At 66.8% G+C, this 13,528-nt stretch carries 13 protein-coding genes; 7 read left to right on the plus strand and 6 right to left on the minus strand.

What is annotated here, in order from left to right:
• Window positions 1-4 precede the first annotated feature (4 nt).
• Entirely contained in the window at window positions 5-1,525 is a 1,521-nt protein-coding gene (locus tag QO207_RS23775) for a tripartite tricarboxylate transporter permease (RefSeq protein ID WP_301534736.1), read from the plus strand.
• A gap of 77 nt (window positions 1,526-1,602) precedes the next feature.
• Here the strand turns inward: QO207_RS23775 and QO207_RS23780 are convergent, their stop codons facing one another.
• The 4 genes from QO207_RS23780 to QO207_RS23795 all read right to left on the minus strand — a co-directional run bounded on the left by QO207_RS23780 (window position 1,603) and on the right by QO207_RS23795 (window position 4,270).
• Window positions 1,603-1,974, minus strand: coding sequence for a hypothetical protein (locus QO207_RS23780; protein WP_301534737.1), 372 nt, complete (start codon window positions 1,972-1,974; stop codon window positions 1,603-1,605).
• Between the two features lie 5 nt (window positions 1,975-1,979).
• A complete protein-coding gene (gene ung, locus QO207_RS23785) occupies window positions 1,980-2,672 on the minus strand; it encodes a uracil-DNA glycosylase (RefSeq protein WP_301534738.1) in 693 nt (230 codons plus the stop codon).
• 54 nt (window positions 2,673-2,726) lie between these two features.
• Window positions 2,727-3,293, minus strand: a complete 567-nt coding sequence (locus QO207_RS23790) for a hypothetical protein (protein ID WP_301534739.1) — start codon at window positions 3,291-3,293, stop codon at window positions 2,727-2,729.
• Between the two features lie 98 nt (window positions 3,294-3,391).
• Complete coding sequence (locus QO207_RS23795; protein WP_301534740.1) at window positions 3,392-4,270, minus strand: AraC family transcriptional regulator; 879 nt, start codon at window positions 4,268-4,270, stop codon at window positions 3,392-3,394.
• Window positions 4,271-4,471: 201 nt separating this feature from the next.
• Between QO207_RS23795 and QO207_RS23800 the strand changes: the two genes are divergently transcribed.
• From QO207_RS23800 to QO207_RS23825, 6 genes are all read left to right on the plus strand, one after another.
• The gene (locus QO207_RS23800) at window positions 4,472-5,635 is read left to right on the plus strand and encodes an isobutyryl-CoA dehydrogenase (protein ID WP_301534741.1); all 1,164 of its coding nucleotides are present in this window, start codon (window positions 4,472-4,474) and stop codon (window positions 5,633-5,635) included.
• A 230-nt stretch (window positions 5,636-5,865) separates the two neighbouring features.
• On the plus strand, window positions 5,866-6,684 hold the full coding sequence (locus tag QO207_RS23805; RefSeq protein WP_301534751.1) for an enoyl-CoA hydratase: 819 nt from the start codon (window positions 5,866-5,868) through the stop codon (window positions 6,682-6,684).
• Window positions 6,685-6,694: 10 nt separating this feature from the next.
• Window positions 6,695-7,798, plus strand: a complete 1,104-nt coding sequence (locus QO207_RS23810) for an enoyl-CoA hydratase/isomerase family protein (protein ID WP_301534742.1) — start codon at window positions 6,695-6,697, stop codon at window positions 7,796-7,798.
• A 140-nt stretch (window positions 7,799-7,938) separates the two neighbouring features.
• The gene (gene mmsB, locus QO207_RS23815; protein WP_301534743.1) at window positions 7,939-8,823 is read left to right on the plus strand and encodes a 3-hydroxyisobutyrate dehydrogenase; all 885 of its coding nucleotides are present in this window, start codon (window positions 7,939-7,941) and stop codon (window positions 8,821-8,823) included.
• Between the two features lie 73 nt (window positions 8,824-8,896).
• A complete protein-coding gene (locus tag QO207_RS23820; RefSeq protein WP_301534744.1) occupies window positions 8,897-9,529 on the plus strand; it encodes a potassium channel family protein in 633 nt (210 codons plus the stop codon).
• A gap of 127 nt (window positions 9,530-9,656) precedes the next feature.
• Window positions 9,657-10,298, plus strand: a complete 642-nt coding sequence (locus tag QO207_RS23825) for an NAD(P)-dependent oxidoreductase (protein WP_301534745.1) — start codon at window positions 9,657-9,659, stop codon at window positions 10,296-10,298.
• Between the two features lie 826 nt (window positions 10,299-11,124).
• Here QO207_RS23825 and QO207_RS23830 read toward each other — a convergent pair.
• Both QO207_RS23830 and QO207_RS23835 read right to left on the minus strand, forming a co-directional pair.
• Complete coding sequence (locus QO207_RS23830; protein WP_301534746.1) at window positions 11,125-12,495, minus strand: HlyD family type I secretion periplasmic adaptor subunit; 1,371 nt, start codon at window positions 12,493-12,495, stop codon at window positions 11,125-11,127.
• The coding region (locus QO207_RS23835; RefSeq protein ID WP_301534747.1) for an ATP-binding cassette domain-containing protein at window positions 12,485-13,528 on the minus strand (1,044 nt) is incomplete at its 5' end. The genes QO207_RS23830 and QO207_RS23835, both read right to left, overlap by 11 nt.

The raw sequence follows: 13,528 nt of genomic DNA on the forward strand, positions 1-13,528 counted from the left end.
GACCATGGAAACCTTGAGCTACCTGGGACAGGGCTTCGGCGTCGCCCTGAGCCCGTACAACCTGATCACCGCGCTGATCGGCACCCTGATCGGCACCGTCGTCGGCCTGCTGCCCGGCCTGGGCCCGATCAACGGCGTGGCGCTGCTGATCCCCGTCGCCTTCGCCCTCGGCCTGCCGCCGGAGTCGGCGCTGATCCTGCTGGCTGCCGTGTACCTGGGCTGCGAGTATGGCGGGCGGATCTCCTCGATCCTGCTGAACATCCCCGGCGAAGCCTCCACCGTGATGACCACCCTCGACGGCTACCCCATGGCGCGCAACGGCCTGGCCGGCGTGGCCCTGTCGCTCTCGGCCTGGAGCTCGTTCATCGGCGCCTTCATCGCCACCTGCGGCATGGTGCTGTTCGCCCCGCTGCTGGCGAAATGGGCCATCGCCTTCGGCCCGGCCGAATACTTCGTGCTGATGGTGTTCGCCATCGTCGCCCTCGGCGGGCTGGCCGGCGACCGGCCGCTGAAGACCCTGCTGGCGGCGCTGCTCGGGCTGTTCCTGTCCAGCGTCGGGATCGACGCCAACAGCGGCGTGTACCGCTTCACCTTCGACAACATCCACGTCTCCGACGGCATCCAGTTCGTCGTGCTGGTGCTGGGCCTGTTCTCGGTGAGCGAAATCCTCCTGCTGCTGGAAAAGACCCACCACGGCCACAAGATGGTCGAGGCCAGCGGGCGCATGCTGTTCAACATGAAGGAAGCCGCCTCGGTGGCGGTGGTCAACGTCCGCTGCGGCCTGCTCGGCTTCATCATGGGCGTGCTGCCCGGCGCCGGGGCGACCCTCGCCAGCGCCGTGGCCTACATGACCGAGAAGAAGCTGGCCGGCGAAACCGGCAAGTTCGGCAAGGGCGACCTGCGCGGCCTGGCTGCCCCGGAGACCGCCATCGGCGCCTCAGCCTGCGGCGCCCTGGTGCCGATGCTGACCCTCGGCGTCCCCGGCTCGGGCACCACCGCGGTGATGATCGGCGCGCTCAGCCTGTACAACATCACCCCCGGCCCGCTGCTGTTCCAGGAACAGCCGAACATCGTCTGGGGCCTGATCGCCTCGCTGTTCATCGCCAACGTCATGCTGATCATCCTCAACGTGCCGATGGTACGGGTGTTCACCCGCATCCTCTCGGTGCCGAACTGGGCACTGGTGCCGGGCATCGCGATCATCACCGCGATCGGCGTCTACGCCGTGCACGCCACCACCTTCGACCTGTTCCTGATGGTCGCCATCGGCATCCTCGGCTACATCCTGCGCAAGCTGGACTTCCCGCTGTCGCCGCTGCTGCTGGGCTTCATCCTCGGCGGGCTGATGGAGCAGAACCTGCGCCGCGCGCTGTCCATCTCCAACGGCGAACTGGGCATCCTCTGGTCCAGCCCCATCGCCATCGGCACCTGGACACTGGTCGCGATCATGCTCGGCCTGCCGCTGTACCGCGCCTGGCGCAAGCGCGCCAACCGCGCCCGCACCGAACTGCCGGACGCCGCGTAAAGCAACCACGCTCGCCGCGTCGAGACGCGCGGCGACTTTCAAGGCCCGCCTTCGTGCGGGCCTCTTTTTTTGGGGGATCAGGACGCGCGGGAGACGCGCAGCGAAACCGTCCAGTGCTTGCCGCTGACCGGCTTGGTGCAGATGACTTCGACAACCTTACGGGTAAGAGCGCGCCCGTCCGCAGCGGACAGGTGGATTTCGCCCCAGCGGCTATCCAGCGCCACCGAGCAGCGGGCGACGAGGGTCTTGAGATTGGGTTCGGCGACTGTCCAGCCCGCGTTGCTGCGAGCGTTCTCGGCGGCGACGAAGGCGCGAGCTGCTTGGTCGATCTCGTACAGGCCGTGGATCGACTCGCTGGAGCGAAAGTCCTCGAGAGAGGAACCGGCGGCGAGGCCGTTCATGCCGAACAGCAGACTCGGCAGGAAAAGCAGCCACGCGCGCCGGAGCATCGACCTCACACCGGCGGCAGCGACCAGTCGATGGGCGTCAGGCCGTGCTGTTCGAGGAACTTGTTGGTGCGGCTGAAGTGGCCGTTGCCGAGGAAGCCGCGATAGGCCGAGAGCGGCGACGGGTGCGCGGACTTGAGCACCAGGTGCTTCTGCGCGTCGATCAGCTTCTGTTTGCTCTGCGCGTGGGAGCCCCAGAGCAGGAACACCAGGTTCTCGCAGCGCTGGCTGACCACTTCGATCACCTTGTCGGTGAACGGGCCCCAGCCCGCCTGGGCGTGGGAGCCGGCGCGGGCCTGCTCGACGGTGAGCGAGGTGTTGAGCAGCAGCACGCCCTGCTCAGCCCAGTGCTGCAGGTAGCCGTGGCTGGGGATCGGCAGGTTGAGGTCGCGGTGCAGCTCTTTATAGATGTTCTGCAGCGACGGCGGCGTCGGCACGCCCGGCTGCACCGAGAAGCACAGGCCGTGGGCCTGGCCGGGGCCGTGGTAGGGGTCCTGGCCGATGATGACGACCTTGATGCGCTCCAGCGGCGTGGTGTTCAGCGCATTGAAGATCAGCGGACCGGGCGGGAAGATCACCTTGCCGGCGGCCTTCTCCGTGCGCAGGAACTCGCCCAGTTGCTTCATGTAGGGTTTTTCGAACTCCTCATGGAGGGCTTCTTTCCAGCTGGGTTCCAGCTTGATCCGGTCGTCATTGGTCATGGTGCGTCTGCCTGGTGAAACGAACCGGCACGCTAAGCAAGCGCCCCGGCCAAGTCAAGGCGACTTGTGCCGCACAGCCCAGGCGCGCGGCAGACGCGGCGCGCCGCTGCCCAAGCCGGCCACCATCCACGCCGCCACGGCGAGCGTCAGCCCCAGGTGGAACAGCTCGCGGCGCGGTACGCCGCCCCACTCCCCGCGCGCGCCGATCAGCAGGCCGCTGCCGATGAACAGCAAGGCGCCGAGCAGGGCCGGCAGATAATGGCGGGAGCGGCCGGGCCAGGCGATCACCAGCAGCGCGATCAGGTTGCTGACCAGCGTGACCTCGGCCGGCAACATCAGCAGCACCGCGCAGCCAAGCAGCACCAGCAGCTGCCGTGCCGCTCCACCGGGCAAAGCCCCCAGCGCAATCAGCGGCAAGCCCACGGCGCCGGACAGCACGCTTGCCAGGTGATGCGCCTCGGCCACTGCGCCGATGCCGCCATATTCCAGCGCACCCAGCAACGCCGCGACGCCCATGGACAGGAACCCCAGCGCCCGCCAGCCCTGACGCTCGCGCAGGGCGAGCCAGGCGGCGACGGCGCAGGCCAGGGTCAGCAGCAGTTCGACGATCACGGGCAGCATCGGGCAGGTCCTTTTCTTGTGATTCGCCGCAGACTAGCGAGCCGGCCGGCCACGCGCACGGTCGAGCGCGACAGCGCTGCGGACGAGCTGCGCCAACCTCAGCCCTGGTGCAGCTCGCGGTAGTGACTGGGCGCCATGCCCACCACGCTCTTGAACAGCCGCGAGAAGTAGTACGGATCGGCGTAGCCCAGTTGCTCGGCAACCTGCCGTACCTCCAGGTTGCCCTGGTCGAGCAGGCGGCAGGCGTGAGTCATCTTCAGGCGGATGAAATCCTGGATCGGCGCCTGGCCGGTCAGCGCGCGGTAGGTCTTGGCGAAGTGGAAGCGCGACAGGCGGAACTGCGCGGCGAGCTCGTCGAGGTTCAGCGCGTCGTGCAGGTGTTCGCGCATCATCGCTTGCACCGCCTCCACGTCCAGCACCCGCCCGGACTTCAGCCGCGCCCGCGCCGGGCGCAGGGCCAGCGAGGTCAGCAGGCTTTGCAGAAGATGGGCGGCGTGAATGAAGTGCGGCAGGCTCAAACCCTGCCGGCGCAGCGCCAACAGCGCATCGAACTCCCCGAGGAGGCGCGGCTGCACGCCCACCCGCAGGCGCGGCGACTTGCCCAGCGGGCGCAGGAAATCCTCGGCCAGCCGGCCCTCCAGGTGCACCCAGAAGATCGACCAGGGTTGCTGCGGGTCGGCGCCGTAGGCATGGGCGCGGCCCTTGGGCAGCACCAGCAGATCACCACCGGCGACCTCGAATCGTCCATCCGCTGTTTCCAGCCAGCCCTGCCCGGCGCTGCAGTAGATCAGCAGGTGATCGTCCGGGTCTTCCCGCTCCATGCGATGCCCCACCGCCGCAGGGTAATAGCCCAGGGCCAGCGGGTAGCAGGCCTGGCCAAGTGGATGGCGATCCAATGCACGGCGTAGACGCGGTGGGGTGATGAAGCGCACGCCCTGCTGCGGCAACGGCCAGGTGGAGATCAGGGGACGGGACATGGGCAGCAATCCAGTGTCGGCAATACCAAGATCGTCCATCCCCAGCACAAGATCGTCAATCCACAGGCGCTGGCGCAACAGCTATAACCGAAGGACTCTTTACCCAAGAGACGCTTCACTCCTGGCCAGGAGACGCTTCACCATGGAAAGCGCGCCACGAGCGCCCAGCTGTAGCCGACAAGAACAAACAGAGGTAGCTGCATGCATTTCGATCTGTCCGAAGAACAACGCCTGCTGGTGGAGAGCGCCCGCGCCTTCGCCAGCCGCGAACTGGCGCCCCACGCCGCCGACTGGGACCGCCAGCACCACTTCCCGGTGGAGGTGATCCGCCGCGCCGCCGAGCAGGGCTACCTGGGCCTGTACATCGCCGAGGAAGACGGCGGCCTCGGCCTGTCGCGCCTGTCCGCCTCGCTGATCTTCGAGCAGCTGGCCGCCGGCTGCGTCGCCACCACCGCCTACATGACCATCCACAACATGGCCAGCTGGATGCTCGCCAGCTTTGGCGACGCCGCGCTCAAGGAGCAGTGGCTGCCGGGGCTGATCGGCGGCGAACTGCTGGCCTCCTACTGCCTCACCGAGCCGGACGCCGGCTCCGACGCCGCGCGCCTGCGCACCCGCGCCAAACGTGACGGCGACGAGTACGTGCTGGATGGCGCGAAAACCTTCATCTCCGGCGCCGGCTCCACCGACGTATTGATCGTCATGGCGCGCACCGGCGAGGAGGGCGCCAAGGGCATCTCCTGCTTCCTGGTGCCGGCCAACGCCGAAGGCATCCGCTACGGTCGCAACGAGGACAAGATGGGCTGGAAGGCGCAGCCGACCCGCACCATCACCTTCGAAGGCGTGCGCATCCCCGCCGGCAACCGCATCGGCCCGGAAGGCCAGGGCTTCGTCTACGCCATGAAGGGCCTGGATGGCGGCCGTCTGAACATCGCCAGTTGCTCCCTCGGCGCGGCCCAGGCAGCGCTGGAGCAGTCGCTGCGCTACGTCGAGGAGCGCAAGCAGTTCGGCAAGGCGCTGGCCGAGTTCCAGGCCCTGCAGTTCAAGCTCGCCGATATGCTCACCGACCTCACCGCCAGCCGGCAGCTTGTGCGCCTGGCCGCGCACAAGCTGGACCACAAGGACGGCGAAGCGACCCTGTACTGCGCCATGGCCAAGCGCTTCGCCACCGACCGCTGCTTCGCCCTGTGCAACGAAGCGCTGCAACTGCACGGCGGCTATGGCTACCTCAACGACTACCCGCTGGAGCGCTGGGTGCGCGACAGCCGCGTGCACCAGATTCTGGAAGGCACCAACGAGATCATGCGGGTCATAGTCGCCCGACGGTTGCTGGAACAGGGCGGGATGCTGGATCGCTTGCTCTGACGCATTTCCTGTAGGAGCGAGGGGGACGCCATCGTTATTGCTCGCGAACAGTCTCCGCGGCGGGGCTGATTCGCGAGCAAGCTCGCTCCTACGAAGATCAAAAGCACTGGAAAAACCGCCCGCCCACGCGGGCGCAATCGAACAGATCGGACATGGACGCGCGCCGCGGCGCACGCCTAGAGTCCATGCCCATGCGTCCGCCCGCCGGCGGCACCGACAAGGAGATGCCCATGAGCAACGCCCTCGAACCCTACAAGCCCGGAGTCTTCGACCTGACCCACAAGCTGACGGTGGAGAAGCACGGCCACACCGCGCTGATCACCATCAACCATCCGCCGGCCAATACCTGGGACCGCGACTCGCTGATCGGCCTGCGCCAGGTGGTCGAGCACCTGAACCGCGACGACGACGTCTATGCCCTGGTGGTGACCGGCCAGGGCCCGAAATTCTTCTCCGCCGGCGCCGACCTGAACATGTTCGCCGACGGCGACAAGGCCCGCGCCCGCGAGATGGCCCGCCGCTTCGGTGAAGCCTTCGAGACCCTGCGTGACTTCCGTGGCGTGTCCATCGCCGCGATCAACGGCTACGCCATGGGTGGCGGCCTGGAATGCGCCCTGGCCTGCGACATCCGCATCGCCGAGCGCCAGGCGCAGATGGCGCTGCCCGAAGCCACCGTGGGCCTGCTGCCCTGCGCTGGCGGCACCCAGGCGCTGCCCTGGCTGGTCGGCGAAGGCTGGGCCAAGCGCATGATCCTCTGCGGCGAACGGGTCGACGCGGAAACGGCGCTGCGCATCGGCCTGGTCGAGCAGGTCGTCGACACTGGTGAAGCGCGCGGCACCGCCCTGCTGCTGGCGGCCAAGGTCGCGCGGCAGAGCCCGGTGGCAGTACGCACCATCAAGCCGCTGATCCAGGGCGCCCGCGAACGCGGCCCGACCACCTGGCTGCCGGAAGAGCGCGAGCGCTTCGTCGACCTGTTCGACGCCGACGACACCCGCGAAGGCGTCAACGCCTTCCTCGAGAAACGCGATCCGCACTGGCGCAACCAATAAGGGCCCGACGATGAATGTGATGTTCGAAGAACGCCCCGGCCTGCACGGCTTCCGCATCGGCGTGGTGACGCTGGACGCGGAGAAGAGCCTGAACGCCCTGAGCCTGCCGATGATCGAGGCGATGAACCACCAGCTGCGCGTCTGGCAAGACGACGCGCAGATCGCCTGCGTGGTGCTGCGTGGCAACGGCGGCAAGGCCTTCTGCGCCGGCGGCGACGTGCGCAAGCTGGTCGATGCCTGCCGCGAGCAGCCCGGCGAGGTGCCGGAGCTGGCCCGACGCTTCTTCGCCGACGAATACCGCCTGGACTACCTCATCCACACCTATTCCAAACCGCTGATCTGCTRGGCCCACGGCTACGTGATGGGCGGCGGCATGGGCCTGATGCAGGGCGCCGGCGTGCGCATCGTCACCCCGAGCAGCCGCCTGGCCATGCCGGAAATCAACATCGGCCTGTACCCGGATGTCGGCGCCAGCTGGTTCCTCGCTCGCCTGCCCGGCCGCCTCGGCCTGTTCCTCGGGCTGACCGCGACGCAGATGAACGCCCGCGACGCACTGGACCTGGACCTCGCCGACCGCTTCCTGCTCGACACCCAGCAGGAAGACCTGATCGAAGGCCTGGTGCAGCTGAACTGGCGCGAACAGGCCGACGTGCAGCTGCATAGCCTGCTGCAGGCGCTGGAGCACGAAGCCCGTGGCGAGCTGCCCGAAGCCCAGTTACTGCCGCGCCGCGCACGCCTGGACGCGGTGCTCGATAGCGCCAACGTCGCCGAAGCCTGGAACGCACTGACGGCGCTGACCAACGACGAGGACGCGCTGATCGCCCGCGGGGCGAAGACCCTCGCTTCGGGCTGCCCGCTGACCGCTCGTCTGGTCTGGGAACAGATCCACCGCGCGCGCCATCTGTCGACTGCCGAGGTGTTCCGCATGGAGTACGCGATGAGCCTGAACTGCTGCCGCCACCCGGAATTCCCGGAGGGCGTGCGGGCCCGGCTGATCGACAAGGACAACACCCCGCACTGGCACTGGCCGGATATCGCTGCCATACCTGATGCTGTGGTGAATGCGCACTTCGACGCGACCTGGGAGGGCGAGCATCCGCTGGCGGATCTTTGATCCGCTGCCTGCGCCCTCCCCTGTAGGAGCGAGCTCGCTCGCGAACAGCTTCGCTAAAGGCCCTGTTCGCGAGCAAGCTCGCTCCTACGAAGAGCCAAAGCGCTGGAGTGCCTGTCGTCGTTGAACAGGAGGAAACCAGCATGCAAACCATCGCCTTCATCGGCCTCGGCCACATGGGCGCGCCCATGGCCGCCAACCTGATCAAGGCCGGCTACCTGCTGCGCGTGTTCGACCTGGTGCAGAGCGCCATCGACGGCATGATCGCCCAGGGCGCCAGTGCCGCGCGCAGTGCCCACGACGCGGTGGACGGCGCCGACGTGGTGATCACCATGCTGCCGGCCAGCCAGCACGTCGAGGGGCTCTACCTCGGCAACGAAGGCCTGCTGGAGCACATCGCCCCCGGCACCCTGGTGCTGGAGTGCTCGACCATCGCCCCCGCCTCGGCACGCAAGGTCCATCAGGCAGCCGCCGAGCGCCGGATTCCCATGCTCGACGCGCCGGTCTCCGGCGGTACCGGCGGCGCCATCGCCGGCACCCTGACCTTCATGGTCGGTGGTGACGCCGAAGTACTCGAACGCGCGCGCCCGGTGTTCTCCGCCATGGGCCGCAACCTCTTCCACGCCGGCGGTGACGGCGCCGGGCAAGTGGCCAAGGTGTGCAACAACCAGCTGCTCGCCGTGCTGATGATCGGTACCGCCGAATCCCTCGCCCTGGGCGCAGCCAATGGCCTGGACCCGGCGGTGCTGTCGGAGATCATGCGCCGCAGCTCCGGCGGCAACTGGGCGCTGGAGGTCTACAACCCCTGGCCCGGCGTGATGGAGAACGCCCCTGCCTCGCGCGGCTACACCGGCGGCTTCATGGCCGCGCTGATGACCAAGGACCTGGGCCTGGCCCAGGAAACCGCCCAGGTCAGCGGCAATAGCACGCCCWTGGGCAGCCTGGCCCTGGCGATGTACCGCCTGCTGCTGAAGCAGGGCCACGGAGAACAGGATTTTTCCGTCATACAGAAGCTGTTCGATTCCTAGGCCATGGCATGGAAGTCCGGCAAGGGCTTGCACCAGACTGACCAGCCTTCCCGAGCTGTCTCTGGCTGCCGTCTTGAAGCAATTCCTGTCGCACTACCGATTTCGTCTGCTGCTCAATAGTGTCCTGCTGCTCCTGCTGGTGCTGGCGATCCCCTCGCCGCCCATCGCCCTGGAACTGGGCAGCCTGCTGCTGATGGTCCTGGCCGGACTGAACACCGTCCGCAGCCACAGCCGCCTGTTCTACCTGCTCTGCGGCATGGGCGCCATCAGCCTGGCCATGGCTTTCGTGCCCGAGCACTGGCATTTGCACCCACTGTTCAAGCGCGGGGTTCCGCAGATCGGCTTCATCCTGCTGCTGGTCATCAGCCTGTTCCACCGGGTGACCCAGGAGCGGCCCGTGACCCGCGAACTGCTCTACGGGCTCTGCGCGCTGTACCTGAACTTCGTGCTGTCCTTCGCGCTGACCTACAACCTGATCGAGCACCTCCGCCCGCACAGTTTCCAGACCGCCAACGGCCCGTTGGACATGGCCAGCTTCGTCTACTTCAGCATGGTCACGCTGACCACCATCGGCTATGGCGACATAGTGCCGGTACAACCGTTGGCGCGCCTGCTGGCCGGCAGCGAAGCGATCATGGGCGTGCTGTTTATGGCCCTCGCGGTCGCCCGTGGGCTGAGCCTGATGAACGAGGACAAACCGGACTGATTGTGAAGCCGGGCTTACGAGTGCATGGCGCTGGCGCGGCTTTATCCACAGGCGCGCCGGCCCGAAGATGAATCACCCGCCGCCCCGCCCTCAGGCGCGGCACTCTCTCCCACGAAAAGGTGATTCCATGAAACTTGCCCTGATCGGCGCCACCGGCCACGTTGGCCATTACTTCCTCGAAGAAGCCCTGCGCCGCGGCCACCAGGTGACCGCGCTGGTGCGCGACCCGGCGAAACTGCCGGCGCGCGACGGCCTCCAGGTAGTCCAGGCCGATGTCTACGATCCCGACCAGGTAGCCCGCGCCGTGGCCAGCCAGGATGTGGTAATCAGCGCCTTCAACGCTGGCTGGGGCAACCCGGACATCCGTGGCGCACACGCCAAGGGCAGCCGCGCCATCCTCGACGGCGTGAAGGCCTCCGGCGTCCAGCGCCTGCTGGTACTCGGCGGCGCCGGCAGCCTGGAAATCGCCCCCGGCCAGCGCCTGGTGGACAGCCCGGAATTCCCCGAACAGTGGAAACAGGGCGCACTGGGCGCCGCCGACGCGCTGGACCAGCTGCGTGGCGAGAAGGACCTGGACTGGGCCTTCCTCAGCCCAGCCATGCTGCTCGACGGCGAAACCCGCACCGGCAGCTTCCGCATCGGCGCCGACCAGGTGCTGTTCGACGGCAATGGCGAGAGCCGCATCTCCCTGCCGGACCTGGCCGTGGCGATGATCGACGAGGCCGAGCAGGCCAACCATCATCAGCAGCGGTTTACCGTGGCTTATTGATTGGAACCGGGTGGGTTCATGGGCCGAGCTGAAGCCGAAACGCAGGGTGGCGTGGAGCGCAGCGATATCCATCGGTTCCAGCGTGCCTGCAGCATGGGTATCGCAAGCTCCACCCATCCTACTCAGGTGTTCGCCGGGAGTGGCGGCAGAGTGCGGTTCGCGAGCAAGCTCGCTCCTACGAAGAACCCCGCTCTAGCTCTAGCTCTAGCTCTAGCTCTAGCTCTAGCTCTAGCTCTAGCTCTAGCTCTAGCTCTAGCTCTAGCTTTGGTTTTGGTTTTGGCTCTGAGGACTTCCAGTGAAACGTCCGAGCGCTCCGGAGTGCCCCTTTCAGGAGGCCTCGTTGGATCGGAGTTTCAGGGGTTGAGCGACATGGATGTCGCGAGAGCCACTATGGGCCAGGGATGGCCCGTCGTGGCGTGCCCCTGAAGCTTCGATCCAACGAGGGAATTTTTCGCCTAGGCGAAAAACCGGATGGAGGGGCGAGACCTTTTGGTTCCTTTTGGGAGGGCGGCTATCCGACGTTTGCCAAAAGGGACTCGCCCGAGGGGGCGAAACCGGAAGTCCGCGCGTACGCCGCAGCGGCGCGAATCACCAAACCAGAAGCAAGAGCATCGCGGACAAGCTCCGCTCCTACAAAGAAACGCCGATGCCGGGATTTAGCGTAGGAGCGGACTTCGTCCGCGATGGGTCCGCATCGCGCCGGAAGCCATCGCGGACAGAGTCCGCTCCTACGTAACGGGCAACACCGGKAATGGCCCCCTCCTACACCCTGCGCAAACGAAAAGGGCCACCCTATGGGTGGCCCTTTTGCATGGCGCGCCGGCACTTACCGCTCCCGCAACGCCTCCGCCTTGGCCCGCAGGATCGGCTTGAGCAGGTAGCTCAGGATGCTCTTCTTGCCGGTGATGATATCCACGCTGGCGACCATGCCGGGGATGATCAGCAGCGGCTTGTCATCGGTGCCGAGGTGGCTTTTGCGGGTACGCAGCTTGATCAGGTAGAAGCTGTTGCCGTCCTCGTCGGTGACGGTGTCCGCGCCGATCTGTTCCAGGTCCGCCTGCAGCCCACCGTAGATGGTGTAGTCGTAGGCGGTGAACTTGACCATGGCGTGCTGGCCGGGGCGCAGGAAGGCGATGTCCTGCGGACGGATGCGTGCCTCCACCAGCAGGGTGTCGTCCAGCGGGACGATCTCGATCAGGTCGCTGCCCGGCTGGATCACGCCGCCGATGGTGTTCACCAGCAGTTGCTTGACGATGCCGCGCACCGGCGAAGTGACCAGGGTACGGCTGACGCGGTCTTCCAGCGCCTTGCCGGTGGCCGTGGCCTTGCTCAGTTCGGTACGGGCCTCGTTGAGCTCCTTCAGCGCATCGCTGCGGAAGCGCGACTTGGTCTCGGCGACCTTGCGTTCCACTTCCTTGATCGCCGCTTCGGCGCGGGGAATGGCCAGGGTGGTGGCGTCGAGCTGGCCACGGTTCTCCACTTCGCCGCGCTTGAGGCGCAGCAGTTCCACCTGGGACATGGCGCCCTGCGCCACCAGCGGCTCGGACATGGAGATTTCCTGGCGCAGCAGGTTCAGGCTGTTGCGGTACTGCGCCTGCTTGGAAGCGAACTCGCGCAGTTCCTGCTGCTTCTGCACCAGCTGCTGCTCCAGGCCATCGGTTTCATCCTTGAGCTGCTGCTGGCGACTGTGGAACAGCGCCTCTTCGCTGCTGGCCTGGCCGGGCGTCTTGCTGCGCACGTCGTCCGGGATATTCAGCGCACGGTCTTCCACCTCGGCAGATAGGCGTTCCACACGCAGGAACATCGCCAGGCGATCAGCCTCGGTCTCGCCGACGTTGGACTGGAAGCGCGTCGGGTCCAGGCGCATCAGTTGCTCGCCGGCCTGCACCACCTGCCCTTCGTGGACGAAGATCTGCGAGACGATGCCGCCTTCCAGGTTCTGGATCTTCTGCACCTTGGACGAGGGAATCGCCTTGCCTTCGCCGCGGGTCACCTCGTCGATCTTCGCGAAGTGCGCCCACAGCAGGAGGAAGGCGACGAAGCCGATCAGCACCCAGATGGTCAGGCGCACCACGCGCGGCGCGTCTTCGATCAGCGCCTTGCTGACTTCCGGGAGCGGCTGGCCGGAGAGGTTGTCGCCGCCCTTGAAATAGCCACGGACAGAGTGGCGGATACTGCCCAGAGGATTAAGCGACACTGATCTGCCCCTTCTTCAGCGCATCCATGACCACGTCCTTCGGACCGTCGGCAATGATGCGGCCCTTGTCGACGATCACCAGGCGGTCCACCAGGCTGAGCATGGAGGCGCGGTGGGTGACCAGCAGCAGCGTCTTCTCGCCCATGATGGCTTGCAGGCGCTGTTTCAGGCGTTCTTCGCCGGCGTTGTCCATGGCGCTGGTGGGTTCGTCCAGCAGCAGGATCGGCGGGTCGAGGAGCAAGGCGCGAGCCAGCGAGACGTTCTGTCGCTGGCCACCGGAGAGGTTGTGGCCGCGCTCGCCGACCTGCAGTTCATAGCCCTGCGGATGGAGGCGGACGAACTCGTTGACACCGGTGAGCTCGGCCACTTCCAGCACGCGCTCGTCATCGATGTAGCGCGCGCCGCTGACCAGGTTGTCGCGCAGGGTGCCGCTGAACAGGCTGATGTCCTGGGGCACGTAGCCGATGTTGTGGCGCAGCTCGCTGATGTCCAGCTGGCGCACATCGGCGCCATCCACCAGCAGGCTGCCGTCGTTGGGCTGGTGCAGGCCGACGATCAGCTTGGCCAGGGAGCTCTTGCCCGAGCCGCTGCGGCCGATGATGCCGATCTTCTCGCCGGCGCGGATCTGCAGGTTGATACCGTGCAGCGCCGCGACCTGCTGGTTCGGGTAGGCGAAGTCGAGGTTGCGCATCTCGATGGCGCCGCGCAGTTGCGAGCGGGTCAGCGGACGCTCGTCGGCGTTGCGCTCCTGCGGCAGCTCCATCATCTGGTTGGTGGTGGCCATCGACAGGCGCGCCTGCTGGTAGCGCTGGATCAGCCCGGAGAGCTGGGTCAGCGGGCCGAGGGCGCGGCCGTTGAGCATGTAGCAGGCGATCAGGCCGCCCATGGAGAGGTCGCCAGCGATGATCAGGTAGACGCCGCCGATGATCATCACGACGCCGGCCAGGGCCTGGATCAGCACGGTGATGTTCATCGCCAGGGTCGACAGCAGCTTGACCCGCAGTTCCAGGCGGCTGAGGGTGCCGATGGTCTG

This window comes from Pseudomonas sp. CAN1 (genome assembly GCF_030462585.1).
In the GTDB taxonomy this organism is placed as follows: Bacteria; Pseudomonadota; Gammaproteobacteria; order Pseudomonadales; family Pseudomonadaceae; genus Pseudomonas.